This is a genomic window from Teredinibacter turnerae T7901 (assembly GCF_000023025.1).
In the GTDB taxonomy this organism is placed as follows: domain Bacteria; phylum Pseudomonadota; class Gammaproteobacteria; order Pseudomonadales; family Cellvibrionaceae; genus Teredinibacter; species Teredinibacter turnerae_B.
The window spans coordinates 1,612,951-1,634,545 of sequence record NC_012997.1 but is presented as its reverse complement, the minus strand read 5'-3'; the positions used below and the strand labels follow the sequence as shown (position 1 = coordinate 1,634,545).

Below are 21,595 nucleotides of genomic sequence, written 5' to 3'. Positions count from 1 at the left end.
AAGATTCTGCGAAAACAACTAGATTAAATAGTAGAGGCTCAGGATGGGACACAAAAAAAGCCGCTAGTTAGCGGCTTGGTTTTACTCCAGAAATACGCGGCGCAGGCTTCAATACGCCACGCGTAGAGTAAAGAGCTTAAAGCGTATTTCAGCCAAAGCTCGAGGAGGAAGAGTTTACGCGTATACGGGTGCGAATGCCTGCTCTGGCTCAGCAACCGGACCTTCACCATCCCAATACGGAGAAAGCTTACGCAGTTTTGCAACTATGGGTGGTATCGCTTCGATAACGCGATCCACTTCTGCCTCTGTATTGTAGCGAGACAGCGAAAAACGCACGGTTCCATGGGCTGCAGTATAGGGAATGCCCATCGCTTTCATTACGTGTGATGGTTCCAGCGAGCCTGAAGTACAAGCAGAACCACTGGACGCAGCAATACCATGTTTATTCATTAACAACAAGATCGCTTCACCTTCAATATATTCGAACGCAATATTTGCGGTATTTGGAAGACGATTTTCGGGATCCCCAGTTACAAAACAGTTGGGAACCGACTTCAAAATACCTTCCTGCAGACGGTCGCGCAAACCAGCCACGTAAGTATTTTCGTTTGCCATGTTTTCCATAGCTAGCTGAGCGGCTTTCCCCAAGCCTACAATTGCTGCAGCGTTCTCAGTTCCTGCTCGGCGCCCCCGCTCCTGATGCCCACCGCGCAATAAAGGACGAAAACGTGTGCCGCGCTTCAGGTAAAGCACACCAATACCTTTAGGCGCGTGGAGTTTATGGCCAGAAAGCGACAGCATGTGTATTGCACTGTCTTTCAGGTTGACTGGCAGTTTACCCACCGCCTGCACGGCGTCAGTGTGGAACATAATGCCTTCTTCCTGAGCCATTTCAGCCATTTTTTCGACTGGGAAAATAGTTCCGGTCTCGTTATTGGCCCACATGACACTGACAATTGCGACGTTCTCTGTCAGCAACTTTTGGTAAGCGTTCAGATCGAGGCGTCCCTTACCATCTACCTTCAGGTAATGAACGGTGTAACCTTGAGTTTCAAGATTTTCACACAGATTCAGTATCGCTGGGTGCTCAACTTCTGTGGTAATTATTTCTTTGCGTTCCGGCTGTGCGCGCAGCGCCGACAGGATAGCCGTCGAATCCGACTCAGTACCACAGGAAGTGAAAATAATTTCCGAATCGTGCTCAGCGCCTAACAGCGTTTGTACTGTTTTACGCGCTTTTTTTACTGCGAATCCTACCTTGTTACCAAAGCTATGCAACGATGACGGATTACCAAACTGTTCAGTAAAAAACGGTAGCATTTCTTCCACAACAACCGGATCGACCATTGTGGTTGCGTTGTTGTCCATGTAGATATCGTTCATTTTACGCTCCTACAAGAGTGGTCAATTGCTCTTCTGTAACAGGGGTGACCTTAACGAATTCACCAAGCGCTTCCATCAGCTTTTGTTGGATACCGCCAACGGTGGCCGTAGCCAGCTGGCAGCCTGAGCAGGCACCAATAAGCTTGATATAAATATTTTTACCGTCGACATCAAGTAATTCGACATCGCCATGGTCGCGCTGAAGTGTCGGGCGAATTTCGTCGAGCGCTTTTTCAATAACTTTAATACGCTGTACAGAAGTCAGCTTGCGTGCTGAAACAGCTTTTTTCTCCTCAGCAACAACGGGCTCAGGTTTCGGCTCTTCTTTCTTGATTTTCACTACTTTCTTCTTGGAAACTACGGGCGCAGGTATAAAAGTTTCGCCTCGCGCGGTCATTTCCTCTGAAAGAATATTTTCGATAGCTTCATGACAAGAAGAACAACCACCACCCGCTTTTGTATAGTTGGTGACTTCTTCTACAGAAGACAGGTTGTTTGCGCGAACGGTATCGCGAACCATTACCTCATCAATGGCAAAACACTTACAGACTAAAGCACCTTCTTCGTGATCATCTTCCAGCTCAATGCCGCGATAATCGGCAACCGCTGCTTGCAAAGCCTCACGCCCCATGACCGAACAGTGCATTTTTTCGGGTGGCAGTCCATCCAGGTAGTCTGCAATGTCCTGGTTGCTGATTTTTAGTGCTTCATCAACATGTAAGCCCTTGATCATCTCAGTGAGTGCTGACGATGACGCAATCGCAGAACCGCAACCAAAGGTCTGAAAACCCGCATCTTGAATAATATCGGTAGCCGGATCAACCTTGAGCGTTAACCGCAATGCATCCCCGCAACTCAACGAACCCACATCGCCAGTCGCATTAGCATCCGCCACTGCACCGGCATTTTTTGGATCGAAAAAATGTTCTTTAACTTTTTCTGAATAGTCCCACATAATCTGCACCTCCAGTCGCCAGACTGCTTAATATTGCACCATCTGTTAAAAAGGATTAACAGGTAAATGAATTACCGCAGCCACAGGTTCCTGTAGCATTGGGGTTTTCGAATTTAAAACCACTGCCTTCCAGATTCTCAACAAAGTCGACTGTGACGCCGTCAAGCATTGAAGCACTGGCCTCATCGAGTAACAGTGTTACGCCACCGCAATCAACAAGCTGATCGTTAGCAGCAGAGTTTTCCTCGAGACGCATAGTGTATTTAAAGCCTGAACAACCACCGCCCTCTACCTGAATACGCAAACCTGCAACTGGCTTGTTTGCGCTTGTAATAAATCGATCTACCGCTTCAACTGCTTTTCCGGTTAATGAAATCATCTTCGTTTCCTCATTCATACTGAACTGTTGCATGGCACCCCTTGGCAAAAACCTTGCAATCAGTGTTTCAGGGTTCTCGTAGGGATAAGTGCAAGCCATGTGCCACAGAGAAACTTAGAATTTTATTGCGGAATATCAAACAGTTACGTAACCGCCCGCTGAAACGAGGATGTTGCGAAAAACACCAGTCACAACCTTTGTCGCCTTTGCGACAAGCCATAGGAGTCTAAAATGCTGATAGACACACTCGCCCCAGGAGATATCATTTACGCTGCTGACGATATAGTGAACGACGGTAGCTTACCCGGATTACCCGATGACGCCTTGATAGCCGAAAAAGATCGTCGTGGCGTCATTATCAATACCGGCCACCTTGAGGAAAATCCAGATAAGGTTCTTGTACTGGTGCGTTTTGAAACAGGCGTCGCAGCGGGAGAATTAGGCCCAGCTGTCGCCTGCTGGCCAGATGAACTGTACATCCCGATGGATAACATGAACTAAAAAGCTGACGGCGAGCGCATAAAGCCACAACACTATGTGCACTTTAAGACATATTGTTGTGGCTTTCCGAACGGTCGAGTAGGTCGCGGGCAACATACCCGTTAGTAGCTGCACACCTGAAATGCGAAGTCGTGTCGCCAACTTTACGTACCTCAGTTCTATCAAGCAGGTTTTCACCCTAGAGCTGGCACGAATTGCGTCTTTGCAGCTAAAAACCGCCACAAGTGTCATATAGCACTCAAAATCTCAAATACACCGTAAACGGGTTTTGTAACTTACAACTGGTTTTTTCCACCAGCGCACACGAACACTGCCATGGTGATTTTGTGAGGAACAGTAAAAAAGAAATAGTGTGTCAGCCCAGTAGCTTGGTCATCCGAAACAACGACAAGCTCGAGGCAATACCGTCACCGAACAGCCAGCGGTTTTTTTGTCCTAACAGAACCACTTAACTAAATCGCAAAGCTAGTTAAAAGACAATTTGAAGAAGACAGGAATGACCCGAAAATTCCAATTCGGGTCGAGAGAAGTATTCAGAGAGCAGGTAACAAACGCAACTCGCTTGCCAGCGCTCCGGACTTACCCCAAGCCGTAGTTGCTTCTATAAACCATTGCGGTTTACTGGGATGCGGCTGAACCACATCATATTCTGCGTATGCCTGACCGTTCTCGTGCACGATAACACTGCCAATCAACTGACCGTTAACAAGCCATTCACCTGATAGCGACTCGGAACTATCGAACGGATCTTTTTTTAGCTCCGTGCGAGTAAAAGCCGCTGGCTCTGCAGGAAGCTTGTCTTGCAAGCCTACAGCGTCTAGAGCACCACGTAGCGCTTGCCAAATTTCACACACGACAGGCCAATCTCGCTGCAGCCGCTCGGTAATAAGATCAGACACTAATCATCCTCATCAAAAAAGGAAGACGCGATAGTGAAATAGGCGTAGCCGCCGATTTCATCACTCGTATCCAGTTCCAAAAGTTTTTTCAATACTGAATACGCCGCAAGCACTCTTCCTCGGCGCAAACGACAAACGCCCAGCGCTTTCAAGCTAAAAAGGTAAAGCCGTTCAGCTCCCGCCTTTTTATGCCATGCTGCAGAGTCATTATTCAACCGACGATAATTTCGGTCAAAACCCGCCAACTTGGCAGCTTGTCGCATCGCACCCCACACAGCAGCTTCTGCCTTGTTGTACTCGGCGGCGACAAAATAAAATTTGTAGAGCGCAATATGTGTGTCCGGCTCATCCGGCCAGGCGAGGCGCGCCTTCAATAAAGTCGCTTCGCGCTGTGGAAAATCCCCCGACGCCAACGCTTGATCCAAGACTAATTGAAGTTGCGCTGGGGTACTGGGTGAAAAAAAAGCTCGCTCGTCCCGAAAAGCCAAAACACTTGCTGACGTGTTCATTATAGTTAACCTGTGGATTATTTAGTGCGCATTACCAGAGTTCAGCTGGTGCGACTTTATCTGCATACACTTCACCACCAAGAATATGCTGCTCGATGATTTTTGGCACATCATCCGGTTCGACCCAGCCATACATAACGCCGCTCGGATAAACCAAAACATTGGCCCCGGCTTGACATGGCCCCAAGCAGCCTGTCTGTGTCAGCGCGACATTTTGTAAGTTGCGCTGAATAAGCTGTTGAGAAAATGCGTTAAATACTGCTTCCGAACCGCGTTCCCCACAGCTCCCCCGGGGATGGCCCGGCGGGCGCTTTTGCATACAGATAAAAATATGATGGTCTGGTTTAGGCATAGCTGTACCCCAAGTCTGGTTTCAATAGTAATTAAAATCGATAGCTGAATCGTCGAGGCTCGGCAGAAAGAATTGCCAAAATATCTGAACCAATATTTCGGTCCCTTATCTCGCCTGCCGCTGACGATTCAGTCTGGCTCACACTGGTCCACGGACTATTCTATGGACTCAATCTAAGCTAAGCCGCCATTGGCTCATGTGTATGGCAGTTTTTCGGACAGACTCTGGAGCACGACTTACAGCCAATACAGTCCATTTCGTTTTTAATAGCCATGACCTTCATTTCATCATCGTCATCATAATCTTCGTCGTCATCCATATCTTCGACGAGATCGGCCCGGTCCACCAGCTCAAATACGTCGCGCGGGCACACCTTGTAGCAACGGCCACAACCTATGCAGGTCGATGCATTTAAAGCGGTAACGAACTCCGGCGTCCATTCCTCGCCGCCACGGGTGCGACTAATCATCACTTCATCAGACATAGTTTTTACCTCCGCCGACACGGCGATTGTAGTCAGGCGCTAGCCTCATCAAGTTTTGCTTGCGCAGCTTTCCAGTCTTCGCAGGCCGCGATAGTACTCTGTGCAAGCTCGGTTAAACGGTTGTAATCCGTCCACAACGTATCTTCCACCACATCGTGAATTTGAGACGCCCAATCGGTTGCGATACGTTTTTTCTTTTTCACATCTTTATTGAGGGCTTTCAACTCGTCTTCGTTCACGTTTATTCCTCCTAGCAAAAACCGTTTTTCAATTTACAGTTTTGCAACTTCTTTAAATTGTGTTACTAGTTCTACAGCTTTAGATATTAGCTTTTCTGCGTCTTCGATCAGCTTCTCTGGTGTTTCAAAACCGAAGCGATGTACGTCACGCAACGTTTTATCGAGCGCCACCAGTTTGCCGACAACGATCATCGCGCGCCCAAAGCCTTCATGAGTCAAGTTGATAACCGGTACCGCCATAATGCCCGTTTCTTTTTCGATCATCTGCGCAAGCCCGTTGTAAAACGCTTTAACGCGAGATATGGTTGTTTCGTCAGGGTCGCCAACAACCGGAATTTCGCGGCGGCGTGCTTTAGTCAGAATCATTGGGTCCAATACCTTGGCGTCGCTCCAGGTATCGTAGGTCCCATAACTGTCAACAGCGCGAAGCTGGACAATCATTTGCTTGAGAAATGGATGCTCTAAAACGGCAGATCCTTCTTCGAGTACGGCTTCTTCGCTCATAAAATCACCTTTAACGTTTATGTGTCCTGATGTCCTTCCATGGAGCTACAATCGCCCATGGATTTTTGTCTGTTTATCGCTCGCGCCAACCAGCTGCTGGGCCCTTCTTGCAACTCCCGTTGAAACGCTTTGATCAACGCTTTTATCGGCGTGTCTTCAACCACTTTCAACGGTTGAACCTGCGACTCCAATAGCTGACGGATGGCCGAAGCGCCGCAGGCACGACAATAGACTGCAATGCAATCCTGCAGAAACTCTAATTTTGCTATCAACTTATCGTCAACTTGGTTATCTTCGATCCCGCCAAATTCAGCGATACTTTCGATATGCGAACCGTCCGGCGTTATGTTGTAAATCACAAACGAACGCGAAGAACCAAAGTGTTGGTTCACGAATTCACCGTCGTCAGTAGCAAAGGCGATTTTTAAACCTATTGCTTCGTCACGGCTGCCAACAACGCTAAATCGTCGCGTTAATTGCGTCACCGTTAGTGCCTCGCATCAATTTCTTCGTCGATCTTTTGCGCTAGTACCGAATGATACGGCTGCATGCCGTGGTGATGTTCAACCAAAAGATTCGCCACATCAAACAGGGTTTGCTGTGTTCCTCTGTAGCCGAACCAACACCGCTGAAAACCGCCGATAAGATCATATTGTGGGAAACCGATTCTCAAAATCGGTATACCAAGTCGTTTTGCGCTCTCGACCGCATGGCTATTCCCAAAAAATATTTGAGCGCCGTTTTTCTCAGCCATAAGCTCTGCGTCTTCAAGGTCGCCGATTTTAATTTCTGCGATAGCGCTATCGTTCAGAGCGCTATTTTTGGACGCCATTTTCGCAGGAACAACTGCCGCCACTGTGCTGGCGCCCATTGACGCCATCAGTTCGCTAAAGCCCAGCAACAAATCCGGGTCTGAGGCAATAGCGACCTTTGAGTCGCCAATCATAAAATGCGTATCCAACATCGCATCTTGCAATTGTGCACGATGACGTTGCCACTTAACCGGAACCTCGCCATCACTGATGTTTGCAAGAGTCATAAGCCATTCGTCGACAACTTCGAGCCCCATAAGGTGGCCAAAGCGAAAATCCGGCACATCTGTTCGAGCCTTCAAGGCATCTGCCGCCGCACTCAGGCTTTTCCCAACCACCAGCGTCGCAGCCGATTCCCCTGCTATCTTGAACTCGTTAATTGTGGTTCCACCAGTGGTGAGAGAGCTGAATTCGCTTTTTTCCAGATGCCCATCGAGAGATGCGGACAGGTCGGGAATCATCAGCGGACGCAAGCCGAAACTTTCAATCGAGTCAACCACGTACTCAAGGTCGCCCGGCGTTAAATTGCCACCGCACAACACGTTAACCTGTTTTTTGCGCAAACCCACGCGTGATTTATCTTCTGGAACGAGGTTTTCGATAATCGCTTTTACTGCCAGTGAAAAGCCACTTTCAAAGCTTCCTGAAAAGTCAGGTGTGTTCACAGGTACTACGGCCACATCGGCAAATTGTGGATACCGACGACGAAACTCGCCGGTCGCACGCTGAATATCACAGCCCTGCGTCTCTGCCAGACCCGTCGTCACCAAGCCGATCACATCGGGCGAATTCTTCTCTGCGATTGTTTTCAGCGCCTCGACGATATTATCGTCTGCGCCCATCACCGAGCTCACCTGATCCATCGCTGTCGTTTGCAAAGGAATCGGTTCGCGGAAATGTCGTACGAAAAACACCTTTGCAAAGGCGGTGCAACCCTGGGAGCCGTGCATCAACGGCATTGCCTTATTAAGCCCTAGAAAAGCCAAGGCACCGCCAACGGTCTGACTGGTTTTTAACGGACTGACTGATAGGGCTTTTTTTCGCTTAGTCAAATCGGCCATGGATCACCCGTTTACGGTTAGGGGGGTTGCCAGTGTTTGCGCGGAAGACTCCCATGGTGCTGGCTTTCTCACCGCTTGCCACACCGGATTTTCCAGAGTCAGGCATAGTTGTCTTACCAGTTCGACCATACCGTCATAACCGGCGTAAGCGAATTCCCGCTCCTGGTTAATATCCAAAAATGGAATCTTCGCTTTCAACGCGGTGTACATGTTGCGGCCGCCGGCAATCAATATATCGGCCTTATAGTCTGCGACCGTCTGTAACAAGACTTTTGGGCTGCCTTCGTCGAGCATTTTCACATCGTCGCCCATCAGTTCTCGAATCCGGGCCTTATCTTCTTCGGTAGATTTTTTGGTGCCGGTTGCAACAACCTGCATACCTAAATCCTGTAGCGCAGAAATTACAGACCAGGACTTAACACCACCGGTGTACAACAATACACGCTTGCCAGCCAGCCTTGGCCTCCAGGCCGCAAGAGCATCTCGAATTTTCGCCTCTTCGCGCACGATCAATTGTTCTGTGCGCTCGGTAAGGTCATCGTCGCCAATCAAGCGTGCGATGTCGCGTAACGACTGAGAAGTATCCGTAATTCCGTAAAAGCTGCCTTCAAACCAGGGGGTACCCCAATTATTCTCCAGTTTTCGGGCTACATTTAGCATGGCTTTCGAGCAGACCATCATGTTGGCTTCTGCGCGATGCATGGTTTGCACTTCGCGAAACCGTGCGTCCCCGGACAAGGTGCATAGTACACGCAATCCCAGCTCATCAAATAACGGCAACACGTGCCAGAATTCGCCGGCGATGTTGTACTCGCCGATCAAATTGATGTCGTGTATTTTAAGATCCGGTCTCGTCGGGTGTTTTGGCTGAGGATCTGGTTCGCGTGTACCAACCACATATTTCAACATCGCCTCGCCAGCAATACGGTTACCGAGATTTTTAGTGCCGTAAAAGCCCGCAGCATCAACGGGAACTACTGGCACACCGAACCGCTGCTCAGCCTCTTTACAAATTGCATCTACATCATCACCGACCAATGCAGGAACACAGGTGTTGTAAACAAAAACGGCTGGAGGGTTGTAGTCTTCTACCGCTTGCTTAATTGAGTGAAACAAGCGCTTTTCTCCGCGCCCCATCACAACGTCCTGCTCGGTTAAGTCGGTGGTCATACCGATACGGTACAGGTCAGGACCGCTTGAGCGAGTCCCCCTGTTATCCCAGGAGCTGCCGGCACAAGCGATTGGACCGTGGACTATATGCGCTACGTCTGCGATTGGCAGCAATGCGATTTGCGCGCCATCAAAAGCACATCCACCCGCAGCAGAGCCGGGTTTTGGCTTCGCGCAACCCGATTTTTCTTTCTTGTTGTGGCTACAGGCTGGCTCGTCCAGTAATTCTGCGATTTCGTTAGCTTTCATATACAGCAACCCCGTGCCCATTAAACTGTTGAGTTATCTGGCTATTTGCAATCCGCGTTCCAGCGTGCAAGCCATTGATATTACTAAAATTATTATTTTATTATGTCGTGATTGCGACATAGCTCTGCGACGTAAGGTTAGGTTAGATACACTCAGTTAATCGCTGTCACCCCAGAGGTACTCATCAATTTCACGCATCAGGTAGGCGTTGGTATTAAAATTTTTTGCTACGGACTCCGCCTCTTCCTGGCTGTATCCGTGTAAATTAAAACTCGCTACGCCTGCTGGTTGATTCTCATAGAACAACTGCACACGCATATTCCAATAGCCTGCGTTTTTTTCATGACTACATAACGTGATGCATGCTTTCAAATCACCCTCGAGCTGGGTGATGTAGTTAAACCCATCCATCTCTAACCCCAATCTTCGTCGTCCGCGTCATCAAAACGCGATGCTCCGGCCGTCTGTTTTTGTTTTTGTTTCATGACATTGGCCAACCAGAATTCCGGCTCGCCATCAAGTTGCGTCTGTAGCTCTTCAATTAATTCATCTACATCTGGTCCACCTGTAACCTTCTTCGGTGTTATACCTAAACTCACCAGTTGACGTGTTGCTGAACCCCCTATAGAACCGCAGTAGACGACATCGCTTCCTACCAACCACTGTAACTTTGGCTTCAATTTATCCTCATTGCCGTCTTTTGCTTCACGCGCGAACTTTTTACTCGCGATGAGTGTTGCTGCATCGGCAGTGACATCGTAAACAAAAAATCCTTGCGCCGAGCCAAAATGCTGGTCAACCATATCCCCTTCCAGTGAGGCAAACGCAACAATCAAATTAGCTCCCTGAGGCAGATGCTCCGCAACACAATCAATGTTCTCGTTCATAGATCACCTCGTAGTGAATTTTTACTATTGCCAAAGACGGGGTTTAGCAAAAAACAATCCATTGTAAAAACACCCGACCTAACGCACTATTCCATTGAATTTTAACGATTTATTTTAATACCCATGTTTCGTCTTGCAGTTGATGTTGTGTGGTTGTAGCAAAGCAGACAACCTTGACGGCGTTATTGGGCATGCTATTTGAAAACGCCTCTTAACACCGATTTGAATCGTCCCAATAAAGCGCGCGGTTCACATAATTGGGACTAGAGAAATAGTTCAACACCCTACTGACGTCTGTTATTTCCTGTGCTCATGAATTTTTTTACGCTGGATAGAGACCCGACCATCAAGCAACTGCTGATCTCGCTGGACAGTGAACTGTCTGGCGTAGCGCCTTGTGTGGACACGGATTTCGCGACTGATTCAAAGGCGATCTTTTTACGCCACAGGGATAACGCAGGTATGTGTGCCTATATTTACACCCTTGGCCAGCGAGATAATCGGTACGGCGTACAACTGGAGTTCCCACCGGAAAATGGGCCCGTGTTGGCCATGGAAACCTATGAGAATATTGGTTACAAAACACTCAAAGATATACTCATGGTACATCTTGATTTAGGGGAAACCGGATTTCGCTAGAGTAATTAGTGAACTCACTTTCCGCCGTCGAAAAATTAGAAGCACACATATTCAAAACGTCGGTCTAAAGCAACACTAACTAAATTTCATGAATGGATATAATTTTCTGCATTAATGCAAAACACACCAATCAGGGCAATACTTTTGTATCCGCCAGGATGATTATCGCCTAAAGAATAGTATTGGTTGGGAACTGGCATAGGAACGCAAGTTTAGCGCCCCAAACGTTCATTGCTTGCCATTCTGAGACTATTTTTATACTGACGTAGTTTAAAAAAGCTAAGCGAAATAAAAAATACCATATGCCTAACTCTCAAGACACCCTCATCTCTCGCCCAAAAACCGCTGCGATGCGATTTGTGATTTATCACATACACCCGGTCAGCGCGCGCCTACGAGTACTAAAAACGACATCCAATCAGCTATGCTTCCCAAAGCAGCTTCCCGCACTGGCCGAATTGATTGAGCAACCACGAGAAAGTACGAAAGTATCAATACACCCCGGCGTTTATGTGCACGAATGCTGCAACGAGATGCAAATCCCAGAAAATGCTGTGGCAATCACCAAGCACCTAAGACTGTGGGTAGATGTTCCGGGTGGTCCAGCGCCAATTTATTTTTTACAAGTCACCACACCGCAACCTTTCAAAATAGGAAAGGCCACCGAGTGGATGGAGTTTGCTGACTGCTTTTGCCTCATACCGCTGGAGCGGGAGATACTTCAGGCGCTATACCGTTGGCTGCTCGAGTGAACGACGCGCAACAGGAAACAGCACAGCAAGCGCATTTAGACCGGTACATTGATGTGAGTTACTTCATAGTCGCAATTCGACCCATTCTGTAACAGCACCCTAACGACCTCTCCTTCACGCGCGCCAAATAATGCTTGTGCCAGCGGGCTGCGTTGATCAAGCAGACCTCTCCCGCTCAACGATTCGTCGCTACTCACAATCTGAAAAGATTGTTCCTCTTCCTCATCAATACTAAACACCGTTACCAAAGATCCAAACTGGACCCGGCCGCCCATAATATCGTCGTTATCGACAACAGTCGCTGAGGCGAGCCGCGTACGCAGCTCTGCTGCATCTGTATCGGGTAAACTAGACAAGTTCGCTTCCAATTCTCTGCGCCATCGCGCAGTCATCCAGGTGTCGAATCGCGTTGTCATACACTTTTTACCGGCAATATGGTTTCAAGAATTTTAGAATTTCTTCGGTAGCACTAAGATCCAGCGCGGAAAAATCGTCTTTACTCTTACGATGTACGTCTGCACCATTTTCAACTAAAAACTGGACTGCTGCGAATTTACTTGCCGATGCAGCGTACATTAGAGCAGTGACACCATCGGCATTAGCCTGGTTTAAATCGGCACCAGCTTCTTTTAGCAAGCGCAAACACTCCAGGCTCTCAGAGTAGCACGCCGCCCAAAGTGCGCCGTTACCGTCACTGTCACTGCAGGTCGTATCCGCGCCAGACGCCAGAAGCTCTGAAACCACTTCGGATTTATTCTGACGGCACGCCAGAATAAGTGGCGTTACCTGGCCAGGGATTACTGTGTTTAGCGCCTGTTTTTCAAAACCTTCGGTAACTAACCAGATGTTAGTCGCTTCGCTGTAAGCTTCTGTAGCGTATAAACGGTCACGCTTTTTCCAAGCAGTGTAACCACCTTTCATACTGTAACAATATTTGAAGCCAGCGCGCCCGAAAACCTCTGCCAGATCTTTACTGCTGTTGCCGTGATAGCAATAAACCAAAACCGGACGCTCGTAATCTCCAACGCCAATCAAGTGTTCGACTAACCCGCCATGCGCTTGCATTGCGCCGTCAATGTGGCTTTCTTTATAGGAGTATGCATCGCGCGCATCCAAGATAAGCGCACTGCCATCGGTAATCACTTTTTCTTGTGCTTCTTGTGGAGTAATTTCTGCGTAATAACTCATCGTTATCTGCCCTTAATGTGGTTGGCAAGTGCCGAGTCCATGGTTGTTGCATGTAAGTGGAACCAGCCGGGAATTTGCTCTTTTACAAACGCCTTTGCCATCATCAAATTGCCGCGCTGTACTCGCCGTTGAAGTTGAAGTAAATCGGCCAGCACTCGGTTGTGCTCACCTACATGCTCGTTCAAGGCGGGAAAATCAGAAGCTGTCATCATATCCTTTTCGCGATCGAAATGGCCTTGTGTATGCGCAACCAGTTCATCAAACCCCTTGCAAAAGTCGTCTCCGGTCACCTGAGAGAGTGAATTTACCAGCGTAATAAATTCCGCATGAGTAGAGTCCATATCAGGATTACCCAGGCGGTAGAGATCTTCGTCAGGATTAATTAGCAGCGGCATAAATCAGACCCAGCGTCTTTATTGAACCCCATGCGGTTTGCAAATTTAGCACCACCTCATAGGAATCACACAAAACAGAGCCTGCTCGTGCCACCACCTCTGCGTGTAGGGCACGCCATAAGCTCGCTATGCAGCTTGGCCAGGAGATTGCAAATCATTCTCAAAACCGGCGCTATAGGTGATTTTTTGTTACAAACAAAACAAAATTCCCCATAAACGCTGTGCCTCTCCATACCGACGATTGTAGGGTTTATTACATGTATATTTGCTTATGTAATGCCGTGACCGAAAAGCAAGTCGCAGAAGCTATCGCGAATGGTGCACGCTGCATGAAAGATTTGCGCCACCATCTTGGGGTAACAAAAACATGCGGTCGATGTGCACAGTGCGCCAGCGAATGCCTGAGAAACTCAGTTGCGTCGCTAGAGAATTACAACAACCAATGCAACCTCGCGGAGGCCTCATGAAGGGTGACGTTAAGTCAATTGAATATCTCAACAAGCAACTGACCAATGAGCTTACAGCTATCAATCAATATTTTTTACATGCTCGCATGTACAAAAATTGGGGCTTGGTTAAGCTCGGCAAACATGAATACGAAGAATCTATCGAAGAAATGCATCATGCAGACTGGCTGATCGAACGTATTCTATTTTTGGAAGGACTTCCCAATCTGCAACAATTGAACTTCTTGCAAATAGGCGAAAATGTGCCCGAATGCCTGCAAGGTGATCTCAACCTGGAGACAGGGTCACGCGATACTCTGGTCGAGGCGATCGCTTATTGCGAATCAATAAAAGATTATATTTCTCGTGAAATTTTCGAGAAAATTCTGGATGACACCGAAGAGCATATTGACTATCTCGAAACACAGCTCTCACTAGTCGACCAGGTCGGTATCGAAAACTACCTGCAGAGCCAGATGGAACCCAGCGAGTAGACTCATTACCCACAATGAAAACATTTTTGGACTGGTCCGCCTATAAGGATGCCGGCATGGGCGACGCATATGCCGACATTCCCCGCCATGGGGATAACTACGCTAAGGCGATTGCCGTTTGTATAAACAGCAAACAGTGCGAAGCCGAAGGCAAGCAAGTGATGTGCCCCAGCTACAAGGTGACTGGCAACCCAAATTTATCTACCGGAGGACGCGTCCGTCTACTCAAAGCGGCGCTATCCGGAGACGATTTTCAAACGAAATTATTCGAGCCTGAGATAGTGCAGGCGCTACAGTCGTGCCTCTCTTGCAAAGGCTGTAAACGCGAATGTGAAAACAATGTCGATATGCCGCTAATTAAAGCGGAATTCATGGCACAGCATCGCGCCCGACATGGCACCAGCTTGCGCAGCTATATTATCGGGAACCTACCGCGCCTATTATTCGATTACCCAGCACTTGGCAAATTAATACGTCTCAGAAATTCATCGCCATTGCTAAGACGCATTGGCGCTCGCCTGACAAAATTTGCAGCGGATGCGGATCTCCCGCAACCGGTGAAACACAAGTTCAAAAAACCGTCCAATTTACCCCAGCGGCCCGATGCGAAGCACAAGGTCGTGCTATTTATCGATACCTTTACCCGGTATTTTGAACCTGAAATTGCTTATGCCGCGATCTCATTGCTCGACCACCTCGGTTGCAGTATCGACATCCTCGAGTCACAGCAAAAAGAAGCACCCTTTTGTTGCGGTCGCACCTATCTTTCTCAGGGCATGATAGATGAGGCTCACGACCAGGCACAACGACTGGTATCTGCCTTACTGCCGCACGTGCGCGCAGGTAAAACTGTAATCGGTCTGGAAGCATCCTGTGTACTTGGATTGCGAGATGATGCGAAGGCGCTTCGACTCGGCGAGGAACTGACTGAAGTGGCGAGCGCGACCTTCCTCCTGGAGGAGTATCTCGCTCGTGAGCTGAAAGGCGCGGAGCTACCACAGCTGTCCTCTGATGCACCTGCCGCGTTTATTCACGGGCATTGCCATCAAAAAGCCGTCGGCGCTATGAAAGCAGTACGTCGATTGCTCAAAGCATTTTCAGCACCCGACTTCCAGATTATGGATACCGGGTGCTGTGGCATGGCCGGCACTTATGGCCTGGAGGTAGAAAACAGGGAATTGTCTCTAGAGGTTGCGCGTCACTCGCTGTTGCCAGCACTGGAGAGCACCGAGAAAGGGTTGATTGTTGCCAACGGCTTTTCCTGCAGACAACAAATTAATACGCTTACCAAACGACGCGCGGTGCACCTCGCTGAATATCTTAACGGATACCTCTAGCCAGGCTTCGTCACACGCGGTTTCCAGACAAGCGGCTTTCACCACTCCTGTGATGAGCAGGAACCACCAGCTAGCTGGTGGTCGCTTCCGGATAAAGCTCCTGAACCATTTGCATATGCGCTTCTTCATTGAAGCTCATTTCAATTTCTTTTAGAAATTCCCCAGCATTTTCCACGGCATCTAAAATAGCGGCAATAACATAGGCTTGCGCGTTTGTTGCGTTAACAGCTTTCTCCGGCACCGCACTTTCCACTACCAATGTGGCTTCTTTTGAGTCGTAGCGGCGAATACGCATACCCTCAAAACCCGGCGAATCGAATTTGCCACTCAACATAAATACCACTTCAATTTGCGGTGCGCTACGTTGGCTAATGTTAGAATTTTCTTTTGCCAACGCCATCGCAACTCGGGTTAATGCATTGGCAAATGCACTTTCTTTTAAGTGTGCGTCCGGGTAAAAAGCACTAACGGATATTGACATAGCATTAACCTCTCGTTGCATCCCACAATCGTTTATAGGCGATATCTAATTCAGACAGTTCTCGGTCAACCTGATCTAGCTGTAAATAATCAGGAAATCTTCCACGTTCACCGCGAGCATACCAGCTTTCCATTTGTTGTTTTAGTAAATCGCGTTTTTTTACAGTATTTGCGATGGAATGCTTTAAATCCTGGCAGCGCGCGCCACTGACATCAGCAACACAATACTTTACGCCACCTTCAAATAGCCGCGTTCCGCCACCCTCGGATGCAATACGCGAGGCAAGTTCTCGGTTTTCCACTGACACTCCTGCGATAAAATCAACACCAAACTCATTAAACTCCGGCATCCAAGGTGTTGTCGGCCCCATCAATACAGTGACCGCATTTTTCGCCAGCTGACTTAAACGCAAAAACGTTTTATTAACAATACTTGTCGATGTAATAAAGACCCAGTCCATCTGTGGCAACAAAAACTCGGCCGCTGTGTCCGGCAAATCTTGATCAGAGGGAGTACGCTCTACAACCGTATAATCGATCCCTTCCAACACTTTATCTAAATTGGGGTATCGTCCAATAACGGCGACCTTTTTATTTTCCAATCGCGGTTTAAAATAATCGAAGACAGCAGTATTCCCAGTTGTGGAACTTTGTACAGGCTGCGCTTCGCGCAACAACGGATTCGACGGTGCATTTATCACTGCATTACACGCGGCCATGGCCACAGTCGCTTCGAAATTATCCCAGGAATACAGTTTTTTACTCAGCGTTGAAACTGATTGGCCAGCGATGGTGCCAGGCCATTGCAACACACGGGTTTTTTCGCCCGGGCTCATGGCGAATCCCAGACTCTGTTGCTCACCGATTTGAACTAAACAACTGGTCCAGGTAAGCCCTATTTGCAGATGATTAACCATCGCTTGCGAAGTCTTAACCGCGTCAATGATTTTTTCGAGAGGGTCAATTTTTAGATTCATCATTGGATTCCGCTTCCATCCGCCTTTTTAATTGCAAACCACCGCGAAGCATAATTAAATCGTGAAGGTCGCACAGCATAAAATGGCGATTGTCGGTATCGCCCATATGAAACAAGGTCGCTTCGTCGCCGCGATGATAGCGGTGCGCCACTTTGCGAAACTGCTCGGGTAGCGACAGATTAAATGACGAAGGTTTTAGCAAAAGTGCTACGATTTGCTCAAACAGCAAAAAATACGGATCGCTCTCCGACTCCAATTGGTAAATAGACCCGAGATCTTTACCATAAATATGGAATAGGCGAACATAGTCTTCGAGTTCAGGAAGTGACCGGCTCATGGAATGGTTCCCTTTCCCGCGTTAAATGATGGTACCCAGACAAAGTCGTCAATCGCTGGTCTTCACGCGCTTTGCCAACCGTAAAATGATATAGACTCTGCCAGTTTCCCTCGTGCGCCAGACCTAACAGGTCGTGCACGTGATCATCAAAATAGCAACCTATCCCGGTGCCGCTCAGATTTGCTGCGCCGGCTTCAAGATAAAGAAGCTGACCAAGAATTCCTGCCTCCCAGAATAATCTACGATACGCCCAGGCTCCCTCGGCATCCATTACAGTATCGAGCGGCGCCAGCATGCCCAGGCTAAATGCGCTGTGTCCGGCAATTCCCTGGTAACAGGACAACTGCGACGCTGTTTTACGCATATCCTGCCCGTCGACCAGCGCATAGAGTGGCAAACCAGGGACTTGCTCAACCGGCTGCCACAACAAACCATCAGCTTGGCAGCTCACCTTCAAGTCTGCCAACAGGTCATCGGAGCGCGCTAGCATATAAAGCCCTGGTGGTAATTCAGCCACCTGGTGCACAAAAACCAGCAGATTGACCGCTGGTGCATACGGAAAAATATCGAAGGGCGCTCGCTGCGCGCTGGGCATACACAAGGTTAGCAGCCTAACAAAGTCCGTCAGTGTTGTCCCCTCCCCCAGCATCATCCGTTGCGCGCTACGCCGTTGCCGGATAATGCGCTCCGCATTGGGTGCGACGCAATTTAGCGATAACCGGGCTGAAGGGGCATCTGGTGGAGCTAGCAACACATCTCCGGCCGCGGGCTTTTTGAGCGCAGGCATCACACGGGAAATATGCGGCCAGTAGGCGTGTTCCGCGCTCAATTGATTTGGCTCACCTCGCCATTCAACGAGTTGTTCGGCAAGGTAGGTCCAATCTATCTCAGCCGCTAACTCATGTGCGGCTCCTGTACCAAGTATTGCGGCAACATCGGGAGTCTCAGGTTCAGCGTCGCCCCAGTCTCTATCAAGTCCCATTACACTCGCCAACTGATCATCACCGAGTAGAGTGCTCATTCGCAGCCGCCACCCCAGGATCCCCGCGGCATAACGTGCGGACGCCAGTGCATGGCCAACATCGTGTTGGCAATATCGCAACGCTCGGGCGCCGTACTTCCATTCTTCCCGCCAATGAACAGAGCTAAAACACAGTGCACCCATACTGCTGGGGTGCAACGCCGACATCTCGTCGGCCGCAGCAGGTTGTAACAGTGCACGCTGCTCCAGCGCATGCGAATGTGGCGCGTAGTGATAAAGGCCTGGCGGAAGAGTATCGTCAACTCTACCCCAGAGAAGCACATAGACTTCAGTCGGATGCAAGTTGCCACTGGAAGGGTTGTGGCGCAGCGACCAGGATTCCATGCCCGTGGTTTTCCACGCACTCAACCCAAACGCCAGCTCCAGGTACAATCCCAACGAGCGCTTGTTCAGCGCCTGTGGCTCTATGTCGCTTTCATAAAGATCAGCGTAGGAAACGGTGCTCTCACTCGTCACCAAGGGGAGCTCGACCTCCGGCGCTCCGATATATCGCCGGAAAGGGTCGGGCTGGGAGTCCCAGTCCAAAAATCCGGGGCTCGGGGCGTAGCCCTTAAAACTGTGTTTAGTAAGGCGGTGGTATTCTCTAACTTGCGTTTTAACGTCTGACATGTTCAACCCGGCTTTCCGTCGACGCGCGGCGCCGATAAAATTGGAAGATAACTGACTACAAAAATAGCGAAGGCTACAATCCAGCTAACCGATGATAGCTGCAGACCCCACTGGTAATAAGCAGGACCGAGAAGCGGCCCTAGAACGCGTAACAGCCCCCCGATAAAAATAAACACCAAAGCAATAGGCATAAACCGCGGTAACTGCATGGCGCGCCCGGTGTGTCCGAGCGAAACCCGCGCAGCCATCGCGAGAATCAGACCGCCCATTGCTCCCGTAGTAAACGCATGTAATGGAACGCTCAGCAAGGGCACCCAACCAACACTGAAACAGGCGAGCAACACTAAGCCCAATGGAATAAATCCATAGGCTGTAAACAAGGACCATAAGATACTCCGCTGCATGATGCGAACATCGAACCAGACGGCTATTTTTATAATCTGAAAGACACAAGCAATCAGGCAAGCGATGGCGAGCAAGTACGGTGGTACGCTGTAAAACCCTACCAGCGCTAGCGCTACCAGCGAAAACATTGACACACTACCCATCAGCTCTACGGCGGTATGGGGTCTCGGCTGTGGAATACCAAACGCCTTGCCCACGAAAAAGGGCACAACCCGGCTACCCATCAACACCATCATAAAGACCACCACAAAAATTCCTGCGTGAATGAACCTAAGCGCAGATCCCTCTCGAAGAACCGCCGCAATACTTAAGGTAGCGAACAGCCCCATAAGCAGCAGTAGCGGGACGAAGATAGCGAGATTTTTGTACTGGCGAGCCACCAGCAGTGGACGCGCGAAAAGTCCGGTCGACAACAAATAAAATATGGCTTCCGGCATAACTACCCACCAGCCTGCTCCAGGAATGCCCTTGACGAGGCGCGCCGCCAGCCAACAGCCAAACAAAATCTGCAAGGGCAAGCCGAAAGTGCTACGGACATTGGTCCAGTTTTGCACTGCCGTTAGCAGGAAGCCAACCACGATTGCCCCGGCAAAGCCAAACACTAACTCATGTGAATGCCACCACAGGCTACCACCAAAAAACTGCAGCATGGGTTGACCGCGCAATGCCAACCACCACAACCCGATTGCGACGATCGCAAACAGACTGCCAGCGAGAAAAAACGGTCGAAACCCATGTCGCCACAAGGGCGCTATAGTTTCCTCAACAGATAAAGATTGGTCGCTCATCTTTTGTCACCCGCGCCTGAAGTTGTCACTTTAAATACCCCAATAGTGGAAGTTTTTGGCTGATATCCCACAACAACCTTTGCTAAAAGCCTTACAAAATCAGAAAATGCAAACAGGCTGCCAAGTCATAGACACTGGCACTTACCAAGTGGCATGTTTATTGACAGGCAGTTGAATTTTTCAGAACTATTTATTACGAGGTGATACATGCGCATTGGCGTACCCACAGAAATCAAAGCGCAGGAATTTCGCGTCGGCCTTACCCCGGCTGGCGTGCGCGAGCTTTGTTCCTCAGGCCATTCTGTCGCAGTTCAATCGTCAGCCGGCATAGGGATTGGCTTATCTGACGAAGCTTATTTAAACGCAGGTGCCACAATAGTGAGCACTGCAGAAGAGATATTCGCTACCAGCGATATGATCATAAAGGTAAAAGAGCCCCAGCCGGTTGAATGTAAGATGCTGCGCGAAGGTCAGATTCTTTTTACCTACCTGCACCTTGCGCCAGACCCAACGCAAGCAAAGCTGCTCCAGGACAGTGGTGCAAATGCTATTGCCTACGAGACAGTGACCAGCGCGACCGGCGGCCTGCCATTACTGGCGCCAATGAGTGAGGTGGCCGGGCGCTTGTCGATCCAGGCTGCAGCGCACTGCCTGGAAAAAATCAATGGCGGCGCCGGGGTGTTGCTAGGCGGCGTTCCTGGCGTTCCCGCGGGCAGAGTGCTGGTGATAGGCGGCGGTGTTGTCGGCCTTAACGCTGCGCGCATCGCTATGGGCATGGGCGCGTACGTCACTATCGTTGATCGATCACTGGCACGTTTGAAAGCAATCGATGAAGTGTTCGGTCCGCGCATTGCCACACTCTATTCAACCCAGGAAACCATTGAACAGGAACTTCAACAGGCAGACGCCGTTATCGGCGCGGTGCTGGTTCCAGGAGCATCCGCGCCGAAGCTTGTGAGCCAATCACAACTCGCGTTGCTGAAAACCGGGGCGGTATTGGTAGACGTCGCCATCGATCAGGGCGGTTGCTTCGAAACCAGTAAGCCGACCACTCACCAGAATCCGACATACATCGTGGATGGAGTCGTACATTATTGTGTAGCAAACATGCCAGGGGCCGTTGCCAACACCTCAACCTGGGCGCTCACCAACGCGACCCTGCCCTACGCTGCAGCGCTGGCGAATAAAGGATTGGCCGCACTCAAGACAGACCCGCACCTGCGCGCAGGTCTGAATGTTGCAAACGGCAAAATCACGCACCCCGCGGTTGCTGAAGCACTCGGTGAAACCTGTTACGCCGCGGAGGAATTTATTGGCTAACA

General features: G+C 49.3%; 29 protein-coding genes. 7 read left to right on the top strand and 22 right to left on the bottom strand.

The window, feature by feature from the left end:
- Positions 1-174: 174 nt before the first annotated feature.
- The 3 genes from nifS to TERTU_RS07030 are packed head-to-tail and all read right to left on the bottom strand — an operon-like array spanning position 175 to position 2,717.
- Positions 175-1,383: a cysteine desulfurase NifS gene (nifS, locus tag TERTU_RS07040; protein ID WP_015820185.1), complete on the bottom strand. Its 1,209-nt coding sequence runs from the start codon at positions 1,381-1,383 to the stop codon at positions 175-177.
- Between the two features lies 1 nt (position 1,384).
- A complete protein-coding gene (gene nifU / locus TERTU_RS07035) occupies positions 1,385-2,338 on the bottom strand; it encodes a Fe-S cluster assembly protein NifU (protein ID WP_015820765.1) in 954 nt (317 codons plus the stop codon).
- 55 nt (positions 2,339-2,393) lie between these two features.
- Positions 2,394-2,717: a HesB/IscA family protein gene (locus TERTU_RS07030; RefSeq protein WP_015820778.1), complete on the bottom strand. Its 324-nt coding sequence runs from the start codon at positions 2,715-2,717 to the stop codon at positions 2,394-2,396.
- Between the two features lie 231 nt (positions 2,718-2,948).
- On the opposite strand from TERTU_RS07030, the gene TERTU_RS07025 reads away from it, so the two are divergent.
- Positions 2,949-3,218 carry a nitrogen fixation protein NifZ gene (locus TERTU_RS07025; protein ID WP_015820783.1) on the top strand — a complete coding sequence of 90 codons (270 nt, stop codon included), beginning with the start codon at positions 2,949-2,951 and terminating at the stop codon, positions 3,216-3,218.
- Positions 3,219-3,751: 533 nt separating this feature from the next.
- Here the strand turns inward: TERTU_RS07025 and TERTU_RS07020 are convergent.
- From TERTU_RS07020 to TERTU_RS06970, 11 genes are all read right to left on the bottom strand, one after another.
- The gene (locus TERTU_RS07020; protein WP_015820533.1) at positions 3,752-4,117 is read right to left on the bottom strand and encodes a hypothetical protein; all 366 of its coding nucleotides are present in this window, start codon (positions 4,115-4,117) and stop codon (positions 3,752-3,754) included.
- On the bottom strand, positions 4,117-4,626 hold the full coding sequence (locus tag TERTU_RS07015) for a hypothetical protein (protein ID WP_015820072.1): 510 nt from the start codon (positions 4,624-4,626) through the stop codon (positions 4,117-4,119). Before TERTU_RS07015 ends, TERTU_RS07020 begins: the two co-directional genes overlap by 1 nt.
- 31 nt (positions 4,627-4,657) lie before the next feature.
- Complete coding sequence (locus tag TERTU_RS07010; protein ID WP_015817666.1) at positions 4,658-4,978, bottom strand: 2Fe-2S ferredoxin; 321 nt, start codon at positions 4,976-4,978, stop codon at positions 4,658-4,660.
- Positions 4,979-5,156: 178 nt separating this feature from the next.
- On the bottom strand, positions 5,157-5,462 hold the full coding sequence (fdxB, locus tag TERTU_RS07005; protein ID WP_015816838.1) for a ferredoxin III, nif-specific: 306 nt from the start codon (positions 5,460-5,462) through the stop codon (positions 5,157-5,159).
- Between the two features lie 32 nt (positions 5,463-5,494).
- On the bottom strand, positions 5,495-5,701 hold the full coding sequence (locus TERTU_RS07000; protein WP_015819742.1) for a CCE_0567 family metalloprotein: 207 nt from the start codon (positions 5,699-5,701) through the stop codon (positions 5,495-5,497).
- A 33-nt stretch (positions 5,702-5,734) separates the two neighbouring features.
- Positions 5,735-6,205 carry a NifX-associated nitrogen fixation protein gene (locus tag TERTU_RS06995; protein WP_015819540.1) on the bottom strand — a complete coding sequence of 157 codons (471 nt, stop codon included), beginning with the start codon at positions 6,203-6,205 and terminating at the stop codon, positions 5,735-5,737.
- A 17-nt stretch (positions 6,206-6,222) separates the two neighbouring features.
- Positions 6,223-6,690 carry a NifB/NifX family molybdenum-iron cluster-binding protein gene (locus tag TERTU_RS06990; RefSeq protein ID WP_015820826.1) on the bottom strand — a complete coding sequence of 156 codons (468 nt, stop codon included), beginning with the start codon at positions 6,688-6,690 and terminating at the stop codon, positions 6,223-6,225.
- A gap of 2 nt (positions 6,691-6,692) precedes the next feature.
- Positions 6,693-8,078, bottom strand: a complete 1,386-nt coding sequence (gene nifN, locus TERTU_RS06985) for a nitrogenase iron-molybdenum cofactor biosynthesis protein NifN (protein WP_015820369.1) — start codon at positions 8,076-8,078, stop codon at positions 6,693-6,695.
- A gap of 3 nt (positions 8,079-8,081) precedes the next feature.
- Entirely contained in the window at positions 8,082-9,497 is a 1,416-nt protein-coding gene (gene nifE / locus TERTU_RS06980; RefSeq protein ID WP_015819985.1) for a nitrogenase iron-molybdenum cofactor biosynthesis protein NifE, read from the bottom strand.
- 156 nt (positions 9,498-9,653) lie between these two features.
- Positions 9,654-9,908, bottom strand: a complete 255-nt coding sequence (locus TERTU_RS06975; RefSeq protein ID WP_015818354.1) for a hypothetical protein — start codon at positions 9,906-9,908, stop codon at positions 9,654-9,656.
- 2 nt (positions 9,909-9,910) lie between these two features.
- Positions 9,911-10,384 (bottom strand): NifB/NifX family molybdenum-iron cluster-binding protein, encoded by a 474-nt coding sequence (locus tag TERTU_RS06970; protein WP_015819376.1) that lies wholly within the window; start codon positions 10,382-10,384, stop codon positions 9,911-9,913.
- A gap of 312 nt (positions 10,385-10,696) precedes the next feature.
- On the opposite strand from TERTU_RS06970, the gene TERTU_RS06965 reads away from it, so the two are divergent.
- A complete protein-coding gene (locus tag TERTU_RS06965; RefSeq protein ID WP_015819830.1) occupies positions 10,697-11,023 on the top strand; it encodes a hypothetical protein in 327 nt (108 codons plus the stop codon).
- A 302-nt stretch (positions 11,024-11,325) separates the two neighbouring features.
- Entirely contained in the window at positions 11,326-11,775 is a 450-nt protein-coding gene (locus TERTU_RS06960; protein ID WP_228378284.1) for a hypothetical protein, read from the top strand.
- 35 nt (positions 11,776-11,810) lie between these two features.
- Here the strand turns inward: TERTU_RS06960 and TERTU_RS06955 are convergent, their stop codons facing one another.
- From TERTU_RS06955 to TERTU_RS06945, 3 genes are read right to left on the bottom strand one after another with little or no spacing between them, the layout of a single operon-like run.
- Positions 11,811-12,191, bottom strand: coding sequence for a GreA/GreB family elongation factor (locus TERTU_RS06955; protein ID WP_015818202.1), 381 nt, complete (start codon positions 12,189-12,191; stop codon positions 11,811-11,813).
- Between the two features lie 7 nt (positions 12,192-12,198).
- Positions 12,199-12,963 carry an ankyrin repeat domain-containing protein gene (locus TERTU_RS06950; RefSeq protein WP_015818813.1) on the bottom strand — a complete coding sequence of 255 codons (765 nt, stop codon included), beginning with the start codon at positions 12,961-12,963 and terminating at the stop codon, positions 12,199-12,201.
- 2 nt (positions 12,964-12,965) lie between these two features.
- Positions 12,966-13,358 (bottom strand): bacteriohemerythrin, encoded by a 393-nt coding sequence (locus tag TERTU_RS06945; RefSeq protein WP_015818335.1) that lies wholly within the window; start codon positions 13,356-13,358, stop codon positions 12,966-12,968.
- Positions 13,359-13,615: 257 nt separating this feature from the next.
- Between TERTU_RS06945 and TERTU_RS22435 the strand changes: the two genes are divergently transcribed.
- Genes TERTU_RS22435 through TERTU_RS06935 form a run of 3 tightly spaced genes read left to right on the top strand, consistent with a single transcriptional unit; the run spans position 13,616 to position 15,635 of the window.
- Positions 13,616-13,825 (top strand): (2Fe-2S)-binding protein, encoded by a 210-nt coding sequence (locus TERTU_RS22435; protein WP_015818927.1) that lies wholly within the window; start codon positions 13,616-13,618, stop codon positions 13,823-13,825.
- Complete coding sequence (bfr, locus tag TERTU_RS06940) at positions 13,822-14,298, top strand: bacterioferritin (protein WP_015819766.1); 477 nt, start codon at positions 13,822-13,824, stop codon at positions 14,296-14,298. Before TERTU_RS22435 ends, bfr begins: the two co-directional genes overlap by 4 nt.
- Before the next feature lie 14 nt (positions 14,299-14,312).
- The gene (locus TERTU_RS06935) at positions 14,313-15,635 is read left to right on the top strand and encodes a (Fe-S)-binding protein (RefSeq protein WP_041590097.1); all 1,323 of its coding nucleotides are present in this window, start codon (positions 14,313-14,315) and stop codon (positions 15,633-15,635) included.
- 70 nt (positions 15,636-15,705) lie between these two features.
- Here the strand turns inward: TERTU_RS06935 and TERTU_RS06930 are convergent, their stop codons facing one another.
- Genes TERTU_RS06930 through TERTU_RS06910 form a run of 5 tightly spaced genes read right to left on the bottom strand, consistent with a single transcriptional unit; the run spans position 15,706 to position 20,273 of the window.
- Positions 15,706-16,116 carry a hypothetical protein gene (locus tag TERTU_RS06930; RefSeq protein WP_015817369.1) on the bottom strand — a complete coding sequence of 137 codons (411 nt, stop codon included), beginning with the start codon at positions 16,114-16,116 and terminating at the stop codon, positions 15,706-15,708.
- A gap of 4 nt (positions 16,117-16,120) precedes the next feature.
- Complete coding sequence (locus TERTU_RS06925) at positions 16,121-17,095, bottom strand: DUF364 domain-containing protein (RefSeq protein ID WP_228378283.1); 975 nt, start codon at positions 17,093-17,095, stop codon at positions 16,121-16,123.
- Positions 17,076-17,429 carry a hypothetical protein gene (locus TERTU_RS06920; RefSeq protein WP_015817412.1) on the bottom strand — a complete coding sequence of 118 codons (354 nt, stop codon included), beginning with the start codon at positions 17,427-17,429 and terminating at the stop codon, positions 17,076-17,078. The genes TERTU_RS06925 and TERTU_RS06920 overlap by 20 nt, the downstream gene beginning before the upstream one ends.
- Positions 17,410-19,080 carry a nitroreductase family protein gene (locus tag TERTU_RS06915; RefSeq protein ID WP_015816965.1) on the bottom strand — a complete coding sequence of 557 codons (1,671 nt, stop codon included), beginning with the start codon at positions 19,078-19,080 and terminating at the stop codon, positions 17,410-17,412. Before TERTU_RS06915 ends, TERTU_RS06920 begins: the two co-directional genes overlap by 20 nt.
- 2 nt (positions 19,081-19,082) lie before the next feature.
- On the bottom strand, positions 19,083-20,273 hold the full coding sequence (locus tag TERTU_RS06910) for an NnrS family protein (RefSeq protein WP_015819526.1): 1,191 nt from the start codon (positions 20,271-20,273) through the stop codon (positions 19,083-19,085).
- 207 nt (positions 20,274-20,480) lie between these two features.
- Between TERTU_RS06910 and ald the strand changes: the two genes are divergently transcribed.
- Positions 20,481-21,593, top strand: a complete 1,113-nt coding sequence (ald, locus tag TERTU_RS06905) for an alanine dehydrogenase (RefSeq protein ID WP_015819074.1) — start codon at positions 20,481-20,483, stop codon at positions 21,591-21,593.
- The last annotated feature ends 2 nt before the right edge of the window (positions 21,594-21,595 follow it).

What these genes read in the sequence shown, in the direction of transcription:
- nifS (WP_015820185.1), bottom strand. Translation starts at nt 1,383, where the DNA reads ATGAACGATATCTACATGGACAACAACGCAACCACAATGGTCGATCCG.
- nifU (WP_015820765.1), bottom strand. Translation starts at nt 2,338, where the DNA reads ATGTGGGACTATTCAGAAAAAGTTAAAGAACATTTTTTCGATCCAAAA.
- TERTU_RS07030 (WP_015820778.1), bottom strand. Translation starts at nt 2,717, where the DNA reads ATGATTTCATTAACCGGAAAAGCAGTTGAAGCGGTAGATCGATTTATT.
- TERTU_RS07025 (WP_015820783.1), top strand. Translation starts at nt 2,949, where the DNA reads ATGCTGATAGACACACTCGCCCCAGGAGATATCATTTACGCTGCTGAC.
- TERTU_RS07015 (WP_015820072.1), bottom strand. Translation starts at nt 4,626, where the DNA reads ATGAACACGTCAGCAAGTGTTTTGGCTTTTCGGGACGAGCGAGCTTTT.
- TERTU_RS07010 (WP_015817666.1), bottom strand. Translation starts at nt 4,978, where the DNA reads ATGCCTAAACCAGACCATCATATTTTTATCTGTATGCAAAAGCGCCCG.
- fdxB (WP_015816838.1), bottom strand. Translation starts at nt 5,462, where the DNA reads ATGTCTGATGAAGTGATGATTAGTCGCACCCGTGGCGGCGAGGAATGG.
- TERTU_RS06995 (WP_015819540.1), bottom strand. Translation starts at nt 6,205, where the DNA reads ATGAGCGAAGAAGCCGTACTCGAAGAAGGATCTGCCGTTTTAGAGCAT.
- nifN (WP_015820369.1), bottom strand. Translation starts at nt 8,078, where the DNA reads ATGGCCGATTTGACTAAGCGAAAAAAAGCCCTATCAGTCAGTCCGTTA.
- nifE (WP_015819985.1), bottom strand. Translation starts at nt 9,497, where the DNA reads ATGAAAGCTAACGAAATCGCAGAATTACTGGACGAGCCAGCCTGTAGC.
- TERTU_RS06975 (WP_015818354.1), bottom strand. Translation starts at nt 9,908, where the DNA reads ATGGATGGGTTTAACTACATCACCCAGCTCGAGGGTGATTTGAAAGCA.
- TERTU_RS06970 (WP_015819376.1), bottom strand. Translation starts at nt 10,384, where the DNA reads ATGAACGAGAACATTGATTGTGTTGCGGAGCATCTGCCTCAGGGAGCT.
- TERTU_RS06965 (WP_015819830.1), top strand. Translation starts at nt 10,697, where the DNA reads ATGAATTTTTTTACGCTGGATAGAGACCCGACCATCAAGCAACTGCTG.
- TERTU_RS06960 (WP_228378284.1), top strand. Translation starts at nt 11,326, where the DNA reads ATGCCTAACTCTCAAGACACCCTCATCTCTCGCCCAAAAACCGCTGCG.
- TERTU_RS06955 (WP_015818202.1), bottom strand. Translation starts at nt 12,191, where the DNA reads ATGACAACGCGATTCGACACCTGGATGACTGCGCGATGGCGCAGAGAA.
- TERTU_RS06950 (WP_015818813.1), bottom strand. Translation starts at nt 12,963, where the DNA reads ATGAGTTATTACGCAGAAATTACTCCACAAGAAGCACAAGAAAAAGTG.
- TERTU_RS06945 (WP_015818335.1), bottom strand. Translation starts at nt 13,358, where the DNA reads ATGCCGCTGCTAATTAATCCTGACGAAGATCTCTACCGCCTGGGTAAT.
- TERTU_RS22435 (WP_015818927.1), top strand. Translation starts at nt 13,616, where the DNA reads ATGTATATTTGCTTATGTAATGCCGTGACCGAAAAGCAAGTCGCAGAA.
- bfr (WP_015819766.1), top strand. Translation starts at nt 13,822, where the DNA reads ATGAAGGGTGACGTTAAGTCAATTGAATATCTCAACAAGCAACTGACC.
- TERTU_RS06935 (WP_041590097.1), top strand. Translation starts at nt 14,313, where the DNA reads ATGAAAACATTTTTGGACTGGTCCGCCTATAAGGATGCCGGCATGGGC.
- TERTU_RS06930 (WP_015817369.1), bottom strand. Translation starts at nt 16,116, where the DNA reads ATGTCAATATCCGTTAGTGCTTTTTACCCGGACGCACACTTAAAAGAA.
- TERTU_RS06925 (WP_228378283.1), bottom strand. Translation starts at nt 17,095, where the DNA reads ATGATGAATCTAAAAATTGACCCTCTCGAAAAAATCATTGACGCGGTT.
- TERTU_RS06920 (WP_015817412.1), bottom strand. Translation starts at nt 17,429, where the DNA reads ATGAGCCGGTCACTTCCTGAACTCGAAGACTATGTTCGCCTATTCCAT.
- TERTU_RS06915 (WP_015816965.1), bottom strand. Translation starts at nt 19,080, where the DNA reads ATGTCAGACGTTAAAACGCAAGTTAGAGAATACCACCGCCTTACTAAA.
- TERTU_RS06910 (WP_015819526.1), bottom strand. Translation starts at nt 20,273, where the DNA reads ATGAGCGACCAATCTTTATCTGTTGAGGAAACTATAGCGCCCTTGTGG.
- ald (WP_015819074.1), top strand. Translation starts at nt 20,481, where the DNA reads ATGCGCATTGGCGTACCCACAGAAATCAAAGCGCAGGAATTTCGCGTC.